This window comes from Macrococcus sp. PK, from assembly GCF_022501545.1.
Lineage (GTDB): Bacteria > Bacillota > Bacilli > Staphylococcales > Staphylococcaceae > Macrococcoides > Macrococcoides epidermidis.
In genome coordinates this window covers 14,105-32,756 of the sequence record NZ_JAEPRF010000019.1, presented here as the reverse complement: position 1 = coordinate 32,756, position 18,652 = coordinate 14,105, and the positions used below count along the sequence as shown (strand labels likewise).

The window sequence follows — 18,652 nt, the reverse complement described above, 5'->3', positions numbered from 1 at the left end:
TCNNAANNNANNTCNNNTNNCTTTTGACGACACTTACTCACACAATCCTTGTTATTCTTGCTCGGAAGTGGCTTCAAATCATTTTTGACGACACTTACTCACGCAATCCAAGTTGTTCTTACTCGGAAGTGACCTCAAATCGTTTTTGACGACACTTACTCACACAATCCAAGTTGTTCTTACTCGGAAGTGGCTTCAAATCACTTTTGACGACACTTATCCTTCTTCACTTCATTGCTTCGATCTCAACCAATCATTTTATTTTTCCTGTACAACATGTATTGCGCCGTCATTATGCAATGTAACTGTCGATGCTGTTTCCTCTTTTTCATCAACTTCTATAAATCTTCTATAATCATTGATATAACAGTTGTAGACATGACCATCAATTTTATCTGTCCACATTTTTTTATCACCTTTTTGATAAGTCACATTGACTTTACCTATCTTAACCTGATATCCATCTTTATGCTTTAGGGTATAATACGTTGTGACATAGTCTTTTGTCTTGCCATCATAATACGCATAAATACCGATGCCCGGTTCATTTGCTTTAGAACTTAATGAGACACTACTTTCCTTGACGCCATCAAATAGTTGTTTCCCCACAGCTTCCTGGGCTTCTTTTTCTGTTGGAAATGTACTACTCTCCAATTGGGCAATCTGACTTTTCGTTACTTTCGGAAACTTTTGCGGGTTCATTAAATTCTGAATTGAAATTCCTATCGCAAATATTCCAATCAGCATCAGTGCCATCATTAAAAATTTCTTCGTAAATATGTCCTTCACATCATCAACCTTCTCTCTTTTAAAAATCAAAAAAGCCTGCAATGCATATGCATTTGCAGGCGAATGATTCTAATCATCAGTAAATATGTTCTCACCATACAAATTTCCTTATCATCAGTATAATCGTCTTTCTATATTTTTACAATTATCATAAGTAAGGTTATTTGCTGGTAATCTATATAATTAATGTTGTTCTAAGGTGACTTAGTTTTATTTATATGCTTTCTCTACTTCTTCAATTTGTTTCTTAACAGTGACTGCGCTGCCACCTGAGAAGTACCATAAGTAAGGATCGATTTCTACGACTTTATCATTTTTCACAGCACTTACGTCTTTAATAACATCATTAGATAATGCTTGTTTCGCAGATGATTTACCACCAACTGCTACTCCACGGTCCATCGCATAGATGATATCCGGATTTGTTTTGTTGATATATTCAAAGTTAATAACTTGTCCGTGTCCTTTGGCCTGAATATTTTTGTCCGCTTCTTTCACGCCTAATACATCATGAATAAATCCGAAACGGCCACCTTTACCAAATACAGATAATTCTCCTTCATTGGCTAATACAAACAATCCTTTATCTTTAGACTTTTCAGTCATTGCTTTTACTTCTTCAATCTTTTTGTCTAAATCATCGATTAAAGCCGTTGCTTCTTTTTCTTTACCAAAGATTTTACCGATATTTTCAGTGTTTTCTTTTACGCTTTCGATATATTTCGTATCATCTGTACCAACATATAAAATTGTAGCGTCTGGTGCTGCTTTTTTCATTTCTTCCATTACTTTTTGTGTTGCCTGGCGTCCAGAAATTAAGATGAGTTCTGGTTGTTGTTCAGCTAATTTTTCAAAGTTAGGTTCTTTTAAACTTCCTAAGTTTGTATATTTATCATCTTTAAAGTTTTCAAGGAATGACGGAACACTGCGATTGCCTTCACCTTTAGGTAATCCTTTAACTTCTCCATCGACACCTAATTCCTGCATGGTTGCCAATGTTCCGTAGTCAAATACTGCAATATTTTTTGGGTTTTTCGGAACTTCTACAGTTTCTGTTACGTCTTTTGCGTCACTTCCGTCTTCTTTTTCACCCATTAGTTTGTATTTATTTTCAATTTTAATCGTTTCAGCCTTATCTGAGTCTCCTGCTGTCTTATCTTCTGATTTTGTACTTTCTTTGTCATTACCACATGCTGCTAACACAATAATTAAAGCTAAAGTTAATACTAAACTAAAAATACGTTTCATTCCTATATTCTCCTTTGATTTATGTATTATTCCCCTGTAAATAAATTAGCCCTACATTAAAAACTACCCGGCAACACTCCTTTCAATGGATTGAATTATACTGCCTGTACTTCTTCGATAAATTCATCAACTGTCATGTGCTCATCGTCAAAATAGACACAGATTTGCTGACCGAAGATACATTCAATTTGAATGTCCATATCGTATACTGCTTTTAATTTTTCTGTTGTAATAACATCTTCTTTTTTTCCGTCTAATAATACGACACCATCTTTTAAGGCAATGATGTAATCTGCATAACATGATGCAAAGTTAATATCATGAATCACAATAACAATCGTCTTTTGTTTTTCGCGAACTAATCTACGGAGTAACTGCATCATCTGAACAGAATGTTTCATATCTAAATTATTCAATGGTTCATCTAAGAAGATATAATCCGTATCCTGTGCTAAAGTCATCGCAATATATGCGCGTTGTTTTTGTCCCCCTGACAATTCATCTAAGAAGCGATTTTCAAAAGGTTTGAGTTCTAAATATTCAATTGCTTCATCAACAATTGCGTGATCTTCTTTCGTTAAACGACCTTTAGAGTATGGAAATCTTCCGAAGTTAACTAAGTCGCGAACAGTAATTTTTAAGTTCGTATGATTACTTTGCTTTAATACTGCAAGTTGCATTGCGATATCATCACTTTTCATCTCTTCAACCGGAACATCATTTAACAACACAGCGCCACTATCGTAATCACTTAAACGTGTAATTGCTGATAACAATGTACTTTTACCGGCTCCATTCGGTCCGATAATCGCCGTGATTGCACCTTTTTTTATTTCCACGGAAATGTCACTTAGAATTTCTTTCTGTCCAATCGTTTTGTGCAAATGTTGTACTTTAATCATGTGCACCCTCCTTAAATAATAGATAGATGAAGTAAACGCCACCTATAAAGTTAATCAATATCGTAATTTCTGTTGTGCCATCAAATACGTATTGATTGATCATTTGTCCAAGTAATAGTGTAATGCCTGATACTGCTAATACCGAAATGATTAAATATTGATGTTTAAATGTCTGCATAAATTGATACGTAACATTACAGACAATGATACCTAAAAATGTAATGGGTCCAACGAGTGCGGTCGATATACTTACTAATACCGCAACCACTAACAGCATATTACGCGTTAACTTTTCAACATTTACACCTAGATTCGTTGCGTGTGTGTTCCCTAAACTTAATACGTCTAATTCATGTGCATGCATGTAAATATAAATGAGTAACAGCACAATGATAATACAGCTGATGAGTAATAACTTTTCATTGACCGTATTAAAGCTTGCGAACAGTTTATCCTGTAATAATAAGAAATCATCCGGATTCATTACCATATGCATAAAGCTCGATAAACTAGAAAAGCATGTTCCCATTACAATCCCAAACAGTAATACAAAATACACGGATGTATTTTTCTTAAAGACGATATTGAATAAGCCTAATGTAAACAAAATCATCAGTACAACGGAAATAAAGAAATTCACATATACATTGAAGAATAAATCCCCTAGTTTTCCGAAGAAGAATATAATGATGGTCTGGATAAATAAGTAGACCGCATCAAGTCCGATGACCGATGGTGTTAGTAGGTGGTTTTCAGTGATGGTCTGGAAGATGAGTGACGATACACCAATTGCTGCACCGACTAAAATAATGGCAGCAAGCTTTCGCAGTCTTGATGGTAGTACATAATCTAAAATTTGCAGATTAAGCTGGATCATTACAAAGCCAATCATCAGTGCAATCATCACGAATAAGAGTAACGATAATTTTTTCGTTGTATTAGGCATATTCTTTCCTCCTTTTCAGAAGGATGACCATAAATACAACACTACCTAAGATACCTAGCGTTAGCCCTATCGGTATTTCGTATGGAAAGATAATAATTCGGCTGAATATATCAGCAATCATTACAATTATTGCACCGAGAAGCGCAGTGTACGGTAACGCTTTATTCATATGATCTCCGACAAAAAGTCCAACGATATTCGGTACAATTAATCCCAGAAACGGTAATACACCGATTGTTACAACGACAGTCGCTGAAACCACTGCTGCAATGACTACGCCGAGATTCATTATTTTGTTGTATGAGATTCCTAAGTTCTTACTAAATGACTCTCCCATCCCAACAATCGTAAAGTGATGTGCAAAGAAATACATAATAATAACCATTGGAATGATGATATACAGCACTTCATAACGTCCTTTCGTAATCATCGAAAAATCACCGACAAAGAAGTTAGAAATGCTTTGCACTGCATTAAATCTTAATGCCATAAATGTTGCTAAACTGGAAACGATATTACCAAGCATCAATCCGACGAGCGGAATGAATATCGCATCTTTAAACTTAATACGATTAACAATCCACATAAACATAAATGTCCCGAGAATAGCAGTTGTAATACTAAATCCGAGTTTCACTAATAATGGCGCTTGTGCAAAGAAAATCATTGATATCAATACACCAAATTTCGCAAAATCCATCGTACCAGCTGTTGTCGGCGAGACGAATTTATTACGTGTAAGCTGCTGCATCAGTAACCCTGCAACACTTAATGCCACGCCTGCTAATATAATAGATAGTGTTCTCGGGAAACGACTATTTATTAAAATATTTTTCTGATTGTCTGATAAGTGCATTAAATGTTGCGGCGAAATATCAATCACCCCTACAAATATCGAAACAATCGATAATAACACTAATGCAATAAGGCCATAAATCATTTTCATCAACAAGAGCTCCAATCATAAATGATAATAATTATCATTGAGAAACATTTTCAGTTACAATCATAACAGACTGAGAATTATTTTCAACCTGTATTTTAAAAAAATACGTTGAAAAATTAGTTATTATTAAAAAAGTTGTATTGGTAACGCTTTATTTCATGATATATTGAACATAAGTAAACAAGAAGGGGTGAGCTTATGAATAAACAACACGGAGAACAGGCACTAGAAAAAACGATAGGTTTCTGGACCGCCATTACTGTCGTTATCGGTACAATTATAGGTTCAGGCGTTTTCGTTAAACCGTCAGTCGTATTAAATCATGCGGGGACAAGTGATCTTGCAATCTGGGCATGGATTGTCGGGGGTATACTGACACTTGCTGCCGGTCTTACGATTGCTGAAGTTGGTGCTCAAATTCCTAAAACAGGTGGATTATATGCTTATATAAGAGATATTTACGGACCATTCTGGGGATTTTTAACTGGCTGGATGCAAACTGTTATTTATGGACCTGCAATCATTGCTTCATTGTCTTTATTTTTCGGTATTTTAGTAACAAACTTCTTTGAATTAGATCCTGCTTTAGGTATATGGATCGGTATTGCAGCATTTACTTTCCTCGTTATCTTAAATATTATGGGGACTGGTTTAGGTGGTGCGATGCAGACATTTACAACAATCTGTAAATTGATACCTGTATTCGCGATTATCATTTTCGGTCTGTTATGGGGTAAAGAAGGTATATTCGGTCAAGACGTTACCAGCTTAATTAAAAATCAAGAAGAAATTAACTTTGGTCGTGCTGTATTAGCGACACTTTTCGCCTATGATGGATGGATTCTATTAACGAACTTAACTGGAGAAATGAAAAATCCTAAAAGAAATCTACCGTTAGCAATGTTTGCCGGCTTAAGCGTCGTTACACTTGCTTACGTGTTGATTAATATCGCTGTATTCCATGTTATTCCTGCTGATAAATTAGTAGGCATGGGTAATACTTCTTCAGCGGAAGCAGCTAAGATCTTATTCGGTGATTTCGGTTCTAAATTTGTGAATATCGGTGTAATTATTTCAATCTTCGGATGCTTAAACGGTAAAATTATGACATTCCCACGTATTCCATTTGCGATGGCCGATGATCATCTATTACCATTTGATAAAGCAATTAGCTATGTCAGCCCTAGATTCAAATCACCAATTGGTGCATTAATTGCTGTATATGTTATCAGTATGATTTTATTATTATTAACAATTGTTATTCCTGATATCGTTAATGCAGATTACTTATCAGAAGTATGTATCTTTATTATTTATATCTTCTATCTAGCAGCATTTATTGGTCTATTCTTATTAAGACAACGCAATAAAGGTGTTAATCGCGATTACTCAGTGCCACTTTATCCGATTGTTCCAATCGTTGCGTTACTTGGAGGATTATTCATTATCATCAGTACGTTAATGAGTGACTTTGTCGGTTCTATGCTGGGCGTGGCATTTGTTATCATTGGCATTCCTTTCTATTTTATTTTAAGAAAGAGACATTAAGATGTTTAACGCCTGCTAAACGGGATATATATGAATTATATAACTTATAGAAATGAGGCAAATGATTATGAATAAATTAGTGAGATTAATTATTAAATTAAGCCCTATCTTAATTCCAATTGTTAAAGCACAATTAGAAAAACGTGCACAGCAACAGTCAAATACACAATCACAACACGTTAATAATAAGCAATAAAAATAAGGCTAACGCGAATGCGTTAGCCTTATTTTTATTGCTTTTTCTATAATTTAATTGCTGCCAACATGAGGGCAACCCATGCTGCAATAAACAATACGCCACCAATCGGTGTAATAGCACCTAATATTTTAATTTGTGTTAAAGCTAAAATGTATAAAGAGCCACTAAAGAAAACAATACCAAGTGTCATCATCCAGCCTGCTGCATTTAAATTTAACTTTGTTGTACCATTTAATATACCAATCGCTATTAATCCGAGTGCATGATACATTTGATATGTCGTTGCTTTCTCCCAGATGCCCATATATTTTTCATTTAACTTACCTTCTAAACCATGGGCACCAAACGCGCCACATGCCACTGCCATCATTGCATTAATCGCACCGATAATTAAAAATAATTTCATCACTTATTCCTCCTGAATTTAAAAATCAAATATTGAATCACCGTTACCGAAACCGTCATCCGTTTTCACTTTATTGTCACTTGATACTACTTTAGCTCCCATCATCTTCAACTCTTCAGTTGTGATACCTGCATGAGGCCCAGTAATTTTACTGACATTTGTTAGCTGTACTGGTGTATCAGACATTGCTACACCACTTTCTTCAGTTTGCCCGAAACGCGCTAACATTTCAATGGCATAAAGATGCTTATTAAACGCTGCATCACTATTCGCTTGTTTCAAAAGCGTTATTTCCTGAGATAATTGTGCAATTAATTTCTGGTTCATGATAAATCCTCCCTTGCCCAGTTAATTGGCGTTAGTCCGTGCATTTCTAAATCTTGGTTTATTTTACTGAAAGGTTTTGAACCGAAGAATCCACGATATGCACTGAGTGGACTAGGATGGACACTTTTAATAATTGTATGTTTATCTGTATCAATAAACTGCGTCAGTTTTTGCGCTGGACTGCCCCATAGGACAAAGACAGCATGTTCTTTATGATGAGATACCGCTTCAACAATCGCCTGCGTAAAATATTCCCATCCAATACCTTGATGTGCATTCGGCGTCTTTTGTTCGACAGTAAGCACTCTGTTCAAAAGTAGTACACCTTCTTTAGCCCATCCGGTAAGATCACCTGTTACACGCGTGATACCTAAGTCGCTTTCAAGTTCTTTATACATATTACGTAGCGATGGTGGTAATTTAGTACCATCTTGCACTGAGAACGCTAAGCCATGCGCTTGATTCGGACCATGATACGGATCTTGTCCGATAACAACTACTTTAACATTTTCAAAAGGCGTTAAAGCGAATGCATTATAAATCGCTTCACGAGGCGGATAAACTGTTTTCGTATTATAAGCTTCTTCTAAAAATGCATCCATATCTGAAAAATCATGTGTTAATTTAATTTCATGAAATATCTTTTGCCAATCCATAACTTCACCTCATTGAAATTGTAACATAACTTAGTGTTTATTTATTTTTTAAAATCCTCATTAATGATATGATATTATAACAAATAACTTTATAGGGGAAATGAAATATGAGCTTAAAAAAGATTTTAACAATTGCAGGATCTGATACAAGTGCAGGAGCTGGTATGCAGGCTGACTTAAAAACTTTCCAGGAATATAACACTTACGGGATGGTAGCATTAACTGCTGTTGTAGCAATGGATCCAGAAACATGGGTACATGACGTTACACCACTTCCAATCGAGTTATTAGATAAACAAATTAAAACAGCATTATCTATCGGACCAGATGCCATTAAAACAGGTATGTTAGGTACTGAAGAAATCATTGAACGTGCAGCCAAAGCTTTCGAAGATTCTGATGCAGCGTTTTTCGTTGTAGACCCTGTTATGGTATGTAAAGGGGAAGATGAAGTACTTAACCCAGGCAATACTGATGCAATGATTAAATACTTATTACCACTTGCTACTGTTGTGACACCGAACTTATTTGAAGCAGGTCAATTATCTGGTTTAGGTAAACTAACTACAATCGAGCAGATGAAAGAAGCAGCAAAGATTATTCATGAGCGTGGTGCAAAACACGTTATCATCAAAGGTGGCAAAGCTTTAGAATCTGATGAAGCGTTAGACCTATACTATGATGGGGAAACTTATACATTACTGACAACAGATAAATTCCAATCATCATATAACCATGGTGCAGGTTGTACATTTGCAGCTGCTACGACAGCAAACTTAGCATTAGGTAAATCTCCACGTGAAGCTGTTATCGCTGCTAAAGGATTTGTAGCATCAGCAATTAAACACGGCTGGAAAATGAACGAATTTGTTGGTCCAGTACAGCACGGTGCTTACAATAACGTTGAGAAGATTGAAGTAACGACTAAAGAAGTTTAATTATAATGCTGAGACGTTTGTCTCAGCTTTTTTATGTCTTTTTTCTTATGCAAGCTCAAAAGGTATAATTTTTACAATTTATTTAGTAAAATAGTCTAGTATAAACTTTGAGGAGCAATGAAGATGGAATTAATCGAAAAACAACAAGTACAGGAGCTATTGAATCAATTTCAAGAGAAGCCTGTCTATTTACATGTAGAAACAACGAATGGGGCTTATGCAAGTCACTTTGACGAAAAAGTGTTCAATGCGGGTACATTCTTACATAATATTCAAGTATCATATATACAAGGGATTATTACTGGCGGCGGAAAAGAACCTTACCGTGTCGGTTTAAAATTAAATGGCGGATGGATCTATGTGCAAGGTTTAACACACTTCGAAATTGACAAGCAAGGTCGTTTCTTAATGGCAGGATTAAACTATCAAGGACAGCTTGCAGCAGCTCTTGAAATAAGCGAAACACCATTTGAAGTTTAAGGGGGAAATGATGATGGAACAAGAAAGACAAGTACTCGTAATCTTCCCTCATCCGGATGATGAAGCATTCGGTGTATCAGGTACGATTATGAAACATATCGATGCAGGTACGCCTGTCACTTACGCATGTCTCACATTAGGACAGATGGGAAGAAACTTAGGAAATCCACCATTTGCAACACGCGAAACATTACCTAAGATTCGTGAGAAAGAATTAGAAGATGCATGTCGCGTAATGGGGATTACCGACTTACGTAAAATGGGTTACCGTGATAAAACGTTAGAATTTGAATTACTAGATGACTTAGCGGATATGGTTACAGGATTAATTAATGAATTAAATCCTTCAAAAATTATTTCGTTCTATCCAGGTTACTCAGTGCATCCGGATCACGAAGCAACAGCGGATGCAGTCGTTGAAGCAGTCCGTCGTATGGACGGTGAGAAACCTAAACTACATTTAGTCGCTTTTAGTAATGATACCGTTGAGAATATTGGCGAACCCAATGTTGAATATGATATTTCGGGATATGAAGAAAGAAAGATGAATGTATTAGGTGCCCATGCATCGCAAACAGGACCAATGCTAGAAAATTTAGCAGCCAATACACAAGAAGCAGAAGCGGCAAAAGATATGTGGCTTCGAAAAGAACGCTTCTACGAATACGAAGTTTAATTAGGAGAATGAGATGGATCAATATAATTTAAATACACGTGAAGGTCGCTGGAAACATTTCGGTTCAGTAGATCCAATCAAGGGGACTAAACCTACTGAGAAAGAAAAGATGACTGACCTGCAAAGTTCAAAAAAAGATTTTTTATTCGAAATCGATCATGTAGGTATTAAAAATTTAACATATCCAGTCCGTCTGGATGGATATCAAACAGCAGGAACATTTAGCTTATCTACACATTTAGCTAAAGATGAAAAAGGCATTAACATGAGTCGTATTTTAGAATCAGTTGAAGCCCATTATGAAAATGGTTTATCACTTGACTTTGAAACATTAAAAGCAGTGTTAGTCACTTTACAAACAGTAATGCATCAAAAAGATGCGACCGTTGATGTAGATGCGAAATGGTTCTTTGACCGTTTCAGTCCGGTAACGAATTTACGTGCAATCGGACATGCAGATACGCGTTTTTCTATGACAGTTGAAGATGAGACGACAGTCAATAAATCATTAACATTAACAGCAATGGTAACAACACTTTGTCCATGTTCTAAAGAAATCAGTGAATACTCTGCGCATAACCAACGTGGAATTGTGACAGTGAAAGCCGACTTCGCGCCAGAAGGTGAATTACCTGAAGATTTTAAAGAACGCATCTTAGAAGCGATGGAAGTCAATGCAAGTTCAATGTTATATCCTATATTAAAACGTACAGATGAGAAATCAGTAACTGAACGTGCGTATGAAAACCCTCGTTTCGTTGAAGACTTATTACGATTAATCGCAGCTGATTTAGTAGAATTAGATTTCATTGAAGGTTTCACAATTGAATGTCGTAATGAAGAATCCATTCATCAGCACGATGCATTCGCTCGACTAACTTATAAGAAATAGGTGATTGCTATGTCTGAAAAAGAAAAAATGATTGCCGGATTAATGTATGACCCTAGTGATTTAGAATTAAAGAACGATCGTTTGAACGCTAAATTGACTGTACGTGCGTATAATAACACGCCTGAGAATTTAGCGGAAGAACGTGAAAAACGTATAAAAGCAATTCTTGGTTCGTCAAAAGAGAATGTAATGATTGAAACTGATTTCAGATGTGACTATGGTTATAATATTCATGTGGGTGAAAACTTTTATGCTAATCATGATTTAACGATTTTAGATGTAGCACCAGTTACTATTGGTGATAATTGTATGATAGCACCTGGCGTGCATATCTACACAGCAACTCATCCGATTGACCCTACCCAGCGCAATAGCGGTTTAGAGTATGCTAAGCCTGTTGTGATTGGAGATAATTGCTGGATTGGTGGACGTAGTGTGATCAATCCAGGTGTGACAATCGGCAATAACGTAGTGATTGCCAGTGGATCTGTCGTAACCAAAGACGTACCAGATAATGTTGTAGTCGCAGGTGTACCAGCCCGCGTTATACAAGTAATAGAATAATATGATGAAAGCGATGATACTTGTGGGTATCATCGCTTTTTAATTGGATATGTATCGTATTAGTTGTTGAGATGTGTCCAATATTGTTACGTTATTGGACACGTCGCACCAGATTACAAATTGTTTAGTCCGATATATCACTTATATCGGACTTGTTTGGCTCTGTGAAATCTAAACTTCTCCATTCATCACTTGCATAATTGCACGTCCGACACCGCTGTCTTCATTAGATCCTGCCATGTAACGCGCTACTGCTTTTACTTCATCTGTACCGTTTTCCATTGCAAAGGAATACTTCGCTTTCTCAATCATCGAAATATCATTTAAATTATCACCAATCGCCATCACTTGGTCCATCGTGATATTTAGCTGTTCACATAGCGCCTCTAATGCAATCCCTTTTTGTGCATCATTATGTGTGATTTCAATGTTACCACGAGATGACGCAGATACTGCTAAATGTTTAAACTGGGCAAGTTCCGCTTTAGCTGTATCAATTTTGTCTAAATCACTAGAGAAGGCTAAGAATTTCATCACAATCTCACCATCACGTTCATATACTTCCTGATAATTTGATACTTCTTTTAGTGATCCATTATCAATTCGTTTCTGGATAGCGTTGCGTATTTTTTCTACATCGGGTGTGTGTCCCATCTTTTCTGCGATATCCAGATAAATTTGTAAGTCTTTCTCTTTATCTTCCGTATAAATACGTGCACTTGTGTATACCTGATAATACAAATTGTACTTATCTAATATCGAAGTAATATCTTTAATCTGTTGATCGCTTAATTTCGAAGTATGTCTAATATTGAATTCCTCATCACGCACTTCCGCACCATTTAAGCAAATGAATGGTACTTTTAATCCTGTCGGTTTAATAGGAGTATTCGCTTCATAGAATGCACGTCCTGTAGCAATGACAACTGTAACACCTTTTGATTGTGCATATTCAATCGCCTTAATATTTTCTTCAGATACTTCATGTGCACTGTTTAATAATGTTCCATCCATATCGGTTGCAATTAGTTTAATCATGGGCTCATCTCCTCATTTGAATACATACAGTTTAACAAATTTTTTAAGCGATATCTAAAATAATTCACTTTTAAGTTTTTTTTGTTTTTTGAGTAACTTTTTCTGTCTCAAAATTCTAAAGAAATCTTTCAGTAAATTACTACATTCATCATGACATATCCCACTAATCACAGTTGCCCGATGATTAAATTCCCGTTGATTGAGTAAGTTCATCAGACTGCCACTGCACCCACCTTTTTCATCATGTGCACCGTAAACAACGATTGGTATACGACTCATCACGATAGCTCCACTGCACATCACACATGGTTCCAGTGTTACATACAAAGTACATTCCTCTAAGCGCCACGTCCCTAAATGTTCACTTGCTGCCTGAATTGCTTTCATCTCCGCATGATGAATCGGATTTTGTTCGGACTCCCGTGTATTAAACCCTCTACCGATAATTTCACCGTGATGGACTACTACAGCACCAATCGGTACTTCATCAATCGCTAAAGCTTTATGCGCTTCTTCAATTGCAAGTTTCATATAAACTTCATGATTCAAATTATCGTCCACCTTCATAATTTTTGTGTTACAATACTATATACTATTTTATTCTACATTAGAGGAGATTATTATGACACCTTTATATATTGCAATTGAAGGTCCTATCGGTGTCGGCAAAAGTTCATTAACTACTTTACTTTCTAAACATCTAGGTGTTCCTGCGATGTACGAAATCGTAGAAGAGAATCCTTTTCTTTCAGACTTTTATGCTGACATTGAAAAGTGGAGCTTTCAAACCGAGATGTTCTTCTTATGCCATCGATACAAAGAGTTAAGTGAGTTAAGTAAAGATAAAGCTGTAGTCAGCGATTATCACATTCTAAAGAATAAAGTGTTTGCAAAGAATACTTTAAACGATAATGAATATGATAAATTCATCCGTATCTATGATATTCTAACTGAAGATATTAGAGAGCCTGATGCAACGATATTCCTAACAGCAGAACTTGATACTTTAAAGACACGTATCGCCAAGCGTGCACGAGACTTCGAACAGATTATTGAAGATGATTATTTAATTAAGTTAACCGAAGATTATAAAAATGTATACGAATCTATGAAAGATAGTGATACAACCTTACTCATCGATACGACACATCTTGATTTTGTAAATAATCCACAAGATTTCGAACAAATATTACAACGCATTACCGCGAGAATTGGAGAACACAATGTACCAAATACCAAATGATGCAATTATTACTATCGCTGGCACAGTAGGTGTCGGTAAATCTTCTTTAACAAGAGCTTTAGCTGAAAAATTAAACTTTAAAACGTCTTTCGAAAAAGTTGATAATAATCCTTATCTTGAAAAATTCTATGCTGACTTTGATCGTTGGAGCTTCCATCTGCAAATCTACTTTTTAGCAGAACGCTTCAAAGAACAAAAACGTATGTTTGAGTATGGTGGTGGATTTATTCAAGATCGCTCTATTTACGAAGATGTTGATATCTTCGCTAAGATGCATGAAGAAGGCGGTACGATGACGGCTGAAGACTTCAAAACGTATTATGAATTATATGAAGCCATGGTGATGACACCATACTTCCCTAAACCTGACTGTTTAATCTATTTAGAATGCGATTATGAATCTGTGATTAATCGTATTGCAGAACGTGGACGTCAAATGGAAATTGAAACTGATGAAGCTTACTGGCGTGCCTTATTTGCGCGTTATGAAAAGTGGATTGATGGTTTCAACGCCTGTCCAGTCGTACGTGTCAATATTAATGAATATGATGTGTATGACGATATCGATTCACTGGATCCTGTTATTCAGAAAATCGCAAAAGTCATTGAAACGCATAGAGCTATGCATCAAAGATAAATAAAAAGATGATACGGTAAAAATTTACCGTACCATCTTTTTATTATTTTATAACTCAAGTTTATCAATCATCTCAGCAACACTACCTAGAACGACGTGGGCATTACGCAAATCTTGTTGATCGCCTGATCCTGATAATACGCCAACGATTTTACCAACTTCACCATTTTGCCCAAGTTCTACATCCATCTCTGTATCACCAACCATCATCGTATCTTCTTTGACAACATTTAAATCATCCATGATCAGCTGTAACAGTTCTTTTTGTGGTTTATGATAATCAGTGGAATCACTCGTAATAATCTTATCGAAGTATGCACGAATGTTATATTTATCAATAAATAAATCCATCGATGCTGTGTCGTCCGCAGACACAATCGCAAGCAGATAACCTTTATCATGTAAAGATTTCAATGTGTCCTGAACACCTTCAATCATTTCGATGTCTTCCGCTTCATTGTCAGACGTTGTATGTTCAATCTTTTTAAGTAACCAGCTTGCCATCGCATCACCATTCGGAAGTTTTTCTAAACTTGAGACGATAGTCTTTGTTGTTTTTGCGCCAATCAATTTATCAACATGATCATCGACAATACCGAACGCGTCTTTTATTTCAGATTTCGGCACATGTATATTAGTACGCACTGAAAATTCATTGATCAAGTCATCAGCTAACTTTACCAACGGATGTCCTAATTTCATTAATGTTCCGTCTTTATCAAATACGATTAATTTCGTCATAATCCTTCTCTACTCCTTAACTTCACTTTTATTAATTTTATACCCGCTTCACGCAAAAATATCTCACTCTATTTTGAGTGAGATATTTTATTTATTTGATTTCTAAAACTAAATCTCCCGCTTTTACATGATTAAAACGTCGTGCAACACCGTAATGTAATACATATGTTACTACAAGTGGTAATAAGACCCCCGCAATCATAAATTGCGTAAATGGTACAACGCCTTGATCATTTAAAATCTGCATCGGTGCGATAAATCCGCATAAGCCGATACCACCAATTTCATATGGTACGCCTAAATGAAATCCAAGGATTGCAACTGGTCCACTGATTGCAGCAGCTGCAAGTGGCGCTACCATAATTTTAGGGTTGTTTACAATGTTCGGGAACTGAACTTTAGGTGTACAAACGAGCTGTGCCAAGAAACCACCTAAATCATTATCCTTTAATCCCATAGCTGTGTATCCTACAAATTGTGCTGAGATACCGACAAGTGCTGCGGCAGAAGATGCTGGGTCAAGTTGTAAAACGATAACCAGCGCTGCTGATGATGCTGGTGTCATTACGATAACTGCAAATACGAGTGCAATCACTACAGACGAGATGAGCGGTTGTCCTTCTACAGATTGAGCGATCGATTTCGAAATAACGACTAATGCCGGTTCCACGACACGCGCCAGATAATATCCAGCTAAACTACCAGCAAGTACTGCAGATGTTGGCACTGCCATCATGTCAAGAATCGTCTTTCCAGTTACTTTCTTACCAACATACGTTGCTACGATTGCACCGATAATTGCACCGATTGGAAGTCCTGTCTGGATTGTAAAAGCTCCATTTACTTCTTTTAATGCGTTACCGCCAATCGTTGCAGCAACCATCGCAGATACTAATGTAATACCATTTGCGCCTAAACTATAAGCGATAGCTCCTCCTAGTGCCGGTGCTAAAATTAACATCGAAATCGTACCGAAAAGAACTAATAAATCAAAATGTAATAAACCTCCAAGCGACTTTAATAGCATCCCTACACCGAGAGATACAAAGATACCAGCTGAGATACCTTGTGCGCCTTTTTCAAATCGATCTTTAAAATATGCTTTTTTACGCATCTCATGTTCCATAATTATCCACTCCTATTTTTAGTTTTTACATAATATGACCTTCTTTATCGTTACAAATATGAATATCCATAATTGACCACTCTCCTTATTATTTATTCTACTGAAATACACCATCCAAACGGATCTTCTTTTGAACCATTTTGAATGCTTGTATACGCATTATATAGTTCTTCAGTTAATTTACCTGTATTGCCATCGCCAATCGTTAATACTTCATCTTTATATTTAATCTCGCCAACCGGTGAGATAACGACTGCTGTTCCTGCGCCGAATACTTCGGTTAAACTGCCATCTTTTGCACTATCCACAACTTCCTGAATACCGATGCGACGTTCTTCCACAACATATCCTAAATGCTCAGCTAGCTCTAAAATCGACTTACGTGTAATACCCGGTAATATACTGCCATTCAGTTCAGGTGTTACAAATTTATTATTGATAACAAAGAATATATTCATACTCCCTACTTCTTCAATATACGCCTGTTCTACACCGTCTAGCCATAACACTTGGTCGTATCCTAATTTTTCAGCTCCAGATTGAGCAATTAAACTTGCAGCATAGTTGCCTGCTGCTTTCGCAAATCCTACACCACCTCTAACTGCTCTAACATATTCATCTTCAACATAGATTTTGGTAGGTGATAATTGTCCACCTCCATAATAAGCTCCAACTGGTGATAAAAGAATCAGAAATTTATAGCTAATCGCTGGTCGTACACCTAAGAAAGGTTCGTTCGCAAATACAATCGGTCTAATATATAAAGACTGACCTGCGCCATCTGGAATCCACGCTTCTTCTAGTGCAACAAGCTGTTTAAGAGCTTGTATCATTTCTTCAACGTCTATTTGAGGCATCTCTAATCGTTCACATGACTGATTCATTCGTTTAAAATTTTGATCGGGGCGAAATAACTGAACACCATCTTGTGTCTTATAAGCCTTCAGTCCTTCAAAAACTGCCTGACCATAATGAAGCACTTGCGAAGCAGGGCTCATGGAGATTTCCTGATAAGGGATGATTTTTTTATTATGCCAACCTTCTTCTTGTGAGTAATCCATTGAAAACATATGATCTGTAAAAAATTGACCAAATCCCAAATTTTCAGGATCAGGCTTTTGCTGTTTATGCATTCGTTCTTCCACTTCAAATACAGCTACCATTTCATTCAATCCTTTCAAAATTTATTATTAATGTCACTTAGTATAGCAACTCTAAATTCGTTTTTCAATGAGTTTTTAGAAAATTCTAATTCTTTTATACAATTAAAACGCTTACATTAAAAATCAAAAAAATCCGAAGAAATTCGCAATAATTGCTACGCATTTCTTCGGATTATTTATAAGATTTATCGATTATTTGTTTTCTTTTAATTTAATTGCATCTAACATCTCTTTCGTCATTGCATCTAAATCAAACTTAGGTTCAAATCCCCATTGTTGCTTCGCTTCAGTTGCATCGATTGAGTTTGGCCAGCTTTGTGCAATACCTTCACGTACTGGATCTACATCATAATCAAGTTCGAAGTCTGGCATTACTTTACGAATGCTTGCAGCGATCATTTCTGGATCTACACTCATCGCTGTAACATTAAATGCGTTACGGTCTTTTAAGTTTTCAGCAGGTGCTTCCATTAACTTGATAATTGCATCAATCGCATCATCCATAAACATCATATCCATGAATGTACCTTTGTTGATGTATGAAGTGTATTTACCTTCACGAATCGCTTTGAAGTAAATTTCTACTGCATAGTCAGTTGTACCGCCACCTGGTTCTTTAACGTGTGAGATAAGACCTGGGAAACGTACACCACGTGTATCTACGCCGAAACGGTGGAAGTAATAGTCACATAATAACTCACCAGAAACTTTGTTTACACCGTACATTGTTGTAGGACGTTGTATTGTTACTTGTGGCGTATTGTCTGCTGGAGTACTTGGTCCAAATGCACCGATTGAAGAAGGTGTAAAGAACTGCATGTTATATTTACGTGCAACTTCTAATGCGTTCAGTAAACCGCCCATATTTAAGTTCCATGCGAATACCGGATTTTTCTCAGCTGTTGCTGATAATAATGCAGCCATATGCATTAAAGTATCTGCTTTAAAGTCTGCAGCTAATTTGTCCATACGTTCAGCATCTGTTACATCTAACTCTTCGAAAGGACCTTCTAAAACTTTTGCGCCTTCTTCTGGACGACGTAAGTCTGTAGCTAATACATTGTCTACACCATAAATTTCACGTAATTTAAGTGTCAATTCAGTTCCGATTTGACCTAATGCACCAGTAATCATAATTCTTTTCATGTTTATACCCCTTTATGTACATTTGTCTTTCTCGAAAGTAC

At 36.3% G+C, this 18,652-nt stretch carries 23 protein-coding genes; 9 read left to right on the top strand and 14 right to left on the bottom strand.

The window, feature by feature from the left end:
* Positions 1–258 precede the first annotated feature (258 nt).
* The 5 genes from JJJ02_RS12510 to JJJ02_RS12490 all read right to left on the bottom strand — a co-directional run bounded on the left by JJJ02_RS12510 (position 259) and on the right by JJJ02_RS12490 (position 4,831).
* On the bottom strand, positions 259–789 hold the full coding sequence (locus tag JJJ02_RS12510; protein ID WP_240839248.1) for a hypothetical protein: 531 nt from the start codon (positions 787–789) through the stop codon (positions 259–261).
* Positions 790–999: 210 nt separating this feature from the next.
* Positions 1,000–2,037, bottom strand: a complete 1,038-nt coding sequence (locus JJJ02_RS12505; RefSeq protein ID WP_111717081.1) for a ferrated catecholamine ABC transporter substrate-binding lipoprotein SstD — start codon at positions 2,035–2,037, stop codon at positions 1,000–1,002.
* Positions 2,038–2,132: 95 nt separating this feature from the next.
* The gene (locus JJJ02_RS12500; protein ID WP_240839246.1) at positions 2,133–2,939 is read right to left on the bottom strand and encodes an iron ABC transporter ATP-binding protein; all 807 of its coding nucleotides are present in this window, start codon (positions 2,937–2,939) and stop codon (positions 2,133–2,135) included.
* Positions 2,932–3,885, bottom strand: a complete 954-nt coding sequence (locus JJJ02_RS12495) for an iron chelate uptake ABC transporter family permease subunit (protein WP_111717077.1) — start codon at positions 3,883–3,885, stop codon at positions 2,932–2,934. The genes JJJ02_RS12500 and JJJ02_RS12495 overlap by 8 nt, the downstream gene beginning before the upstream one ends.
* On the bottom strand, positions 3,878–4,831 hold the full coding sequence (locus JJJ02_RS12490; protein ID WP_240839244.1) for an ABC transporter permease: 954 nt from the start codon (positions 4,829–4,831) through the stop codon (positions 3,878–3,880). Before JJJ02_RS12490 ends, JJJ02_RS12495 begins: the two co-directional genes overlap by 8 nt.
* Before the next feature lie 198 nt (positions 4,832–5,029).
* Between JJJ02_RS12490 and JJJ02_RS12485 the strand changes: the two genes are divergently transcribed.
* Together JJJ02_RS12485 and JJJ02_RS13385 are read left to right on the top strand one after the other, a co-directional pair.
* Complete coding sequence (locus tag JJJ02_RS12485) at positions 5,030–6,379, top strand: APC family permease (RefSeq protein WP_111717073.1); 1,350 nt, start codon at positions 5,030–5,032, stop codon at positions 6,377–6,379.
* A gap of 67 nt (positions 6,380–6,446) precedes the next feature.
* Positions 6,447–6,575, top strand: coding sequence for a hypothetical protein (locus tag JJJ02_RS13385; RefSeq protein WP_255724878.1), 129 nt, complete (start codon positions 6,447–6,449; stop codon positions 6,573–6,575).
* A gap of 46 nt (positions 6,576–6,621) precedes the next feature.
* On the opposite strand, the gene JJJ02_RS12480 is transcribed toward JJJ02_RS13385, so the two are convergent.
* From JJJ02_RS12480 to JJJ02_RS12470, 3 genes are read right to left on the bottom strand one after another with little or no spacing between them, the layout of a single operon-like run.
* On the bottom strand, positions 6,622–6,987 hold the full coding sequence (locus JJJ02_RS12480; RefSeq protein ID WP_240839243.1) for a DUF423 domain-containing protein: 366 nt from the start codon (positions 6,985–6,987) through the stop codon (positions 6,622–6,624).
* Positions 6,988–7,002: 15 nt separating this feature from the next.
* A complete protein-coding gene (locus tag JJJ02_RS12475) occupies positions 7,003–7,311 on the bottom strand; it encodes a DUF5327 family protein (RefSeq protein WP_111717069.1) in 309 nt (102 codons plus the stop codon).
* Positions 7,308–7,967, bottom strand: a complete 660-nt coding sequence (locus JJJ02_RS12470; RefSeq protein WP_240839241.1) for a uracil-DNA glycosylase — start codon at positions 7,965–7,967, stop codon at positions 7,308–7,310. Before JJJ02_RS12470 ends, JJJ02_RS12475 begins: the two co-directional genes overlap by 4 nt.
* Positions 7,968–8,074: 107 nt before the next feature.
* On the opposite strand from JJJ02_RS12470, the gene thiD reads away from it, so the two are divergent.
* The 5 genes from thiD (at position 8,075) to JJJ02_RS12445 (ending at position 11,517) form a co-directional block, all read left to right on the top strand.
* Complete coding sequence (thiD, locus tag JJJ02_RS12465; RefSeq protein ID WP_240839239.1) at positions 8,075–8,905, top strand: bifunctional hydroxymethylpyrimidine kinase/phosphomethylpyrimidine kinase; 831 nt, start codon at positions 8,075–8,077, stop codon at positions 8,903–8,905.
* Between the two features lie 123 nt (positions 8,906–9,028).
* Positions 9,029–9,385 carry a YojF family protein gene (locus JJJ02_RS12460; RefSeq protein WP_240839236.1) on the top strand — a complete coding sequence of 119 codons (357 nt, stop codon included), beginning with the start codon at positions 9,029–9,031 and terminating at the stop codon, positions 9,383–9,385.
* A gap of 13 nt (positions 9,386–9,398) precedes the next feature.
* Positions 9,399–10,061 (top strand): bacillithiol biosynthesis deacetylase BshB2, encoded by a 663-nt coding sequence (bshB2, locus tag JJJ02_RS12455; protein WP_205757173.1) that lies wholly within the window; start codon positions 9,399–9,401, stop codon positions 10,059–10,061.
* 13 nt (positions 10,062–10,074) lie between these two features.
* Positions 10,075–10,953 (top strand): GTP cyclohydrolase FolE2, encoded by an 879-nt coding sequence (folE2, locus tag JJJ02_RS12450; RefSeq protein ID WP_111717062.1) that lies wholly within the window; start codon positions 10,075–10,077, stop codon positions 10,951–10,953.
* Between the two features lie 9 nt (positions 10,954–10,962).
* On the top strand, positions 10,963–11,517 hold the full coding sequence (locus tag JJJ02_RS12445; RefSeq protein WP_239243123.1) for a sugar O-acetyltransferase: 555 nt from the start codon (positions 10,963–10,965) through the stop codon (positions 11,515–11,517).
* A gap of 171 nt (positions 11,518–11,688) precedes the next feature.
* On the opposite strand, the gene JJJ02_RS12440 is transcribed toward JJJ02_RS12445, so the two are convergent.
* Positions 11,689–12,555, bottom strand: a complete 867-nt coding sequence (locus JJJ02_RS12440) for a Cof-type HAD-IIB family hydrolase (RefSeq protein WP_240839234.1) — start codon at positions 12,553–12,555, stop codon at positions 11,689–11,691.
* Between the two features lie 54 nt (positions 12,556–12,609).
* The gene (tadA, locus tag JJJ02_RS12435) at positions 12,610–13,104 is read right to left on the bottom strand and encodes a tRNA adenosine(34) deaminase TadA (RefSeq protein WP_255724876.1); all 495 of its coding nucleotides are present in this window, start codon (positions 13,102–13,104) and stop codon (positions 12,610–12,612) included.
* A gap of 73 nt (positions 13,105–13,177) precedes the next feature.
* Here tadA and JJJ02_RS12430 point away from each other — a divergent pair, with 73 nt between their 5' ends.
* Positions 13,178–13,798 carry a deoxynucleoside kinase gene (locus JJJ02_RS12430; RefSeq protein ID WP_240839232.1) on the top strand — a complete coding sequence of 207 codons (621 nt, stop codon included), beginning with the start codon at positions 13,178–13,180 and terminating at the stop codon, positions 13,796–13,798.
* Positions 13,779–14,435, top strand: coding sequence for a deoxynucleoside kinase (locus JJJ02_RS12425; RefSeq protein WP_240839230.1), 657 nt, complete (start codon positions 13,779–13,781; stop codon positions 14,433–14,435). Before JJJ02_RS12430 ends, JJJ02_RS12425 begins: the two co-directional genes overlap by 20 nt.
* A gap of 48 nt (positions 14,436–14,483) precedes the next feature.
* Here JJJ02_RS12425 and JJJ02_RS12420 read toward each other — a convergent pair whose 3' ends face one another.
* The 4 genes from JJJ02_RS12420 to JJJ02_RS12405 form a co-directional block, all read right to left on the bottom strand.
* Positions 14,484–15,176: an HAD family hydrolase gene (locus JJJ02_RS12420; RefSeq protein WP_111717055.1), complete on the bottom strand. Its 693-nt coding sequence runs from the start codon at positions 15,174–15,176 to the stop codon at positions 14,484–14,486.
* A 91-nt stretch (positions 15,177–15,267) separates the two neighbouring features.
* A complete protein-coding gene (locus JJJ02_RS12415; RefSeq protein WP_240839228.1) occupies positions 15,268–16,302 on the bottom strand; it encodes a PTS sugar transporter subunit IIC in 1,035 nt (344 codons plus the stop codon).
* A gap of 92 nt (positions 16,303–16,394) precedes the next feature.
* On the bottom strand, positions 16,395–17,465 hold the full coding sequence (locus JJJ02_RS12410) for a branched-chain amino acid aminotransferase (RefSeq protein WP_240839226.1): 1,071 nt from the start codon (positions 17,463–17,465) through the stop codon (positions 16,395–16,397).
* A 192-nt stretch (positions 17,466–17,657) separates the two neighbouring features.
* The gene (locus tag JJJ02_RS12405; protein ID WP_239243127.1) at positions 17,658–18,611 is read right to left on the bottom strand and encodes an NAD-dependent epimerase/dehydratase family protein; all 954 of its coding nucleotides are present in this window, start codon (positions 18,609–18,611) and stop codon (positions 17,658–17,660) included.
* Positions 18,612–18,652: the final 41 nt, after the last annotated feature.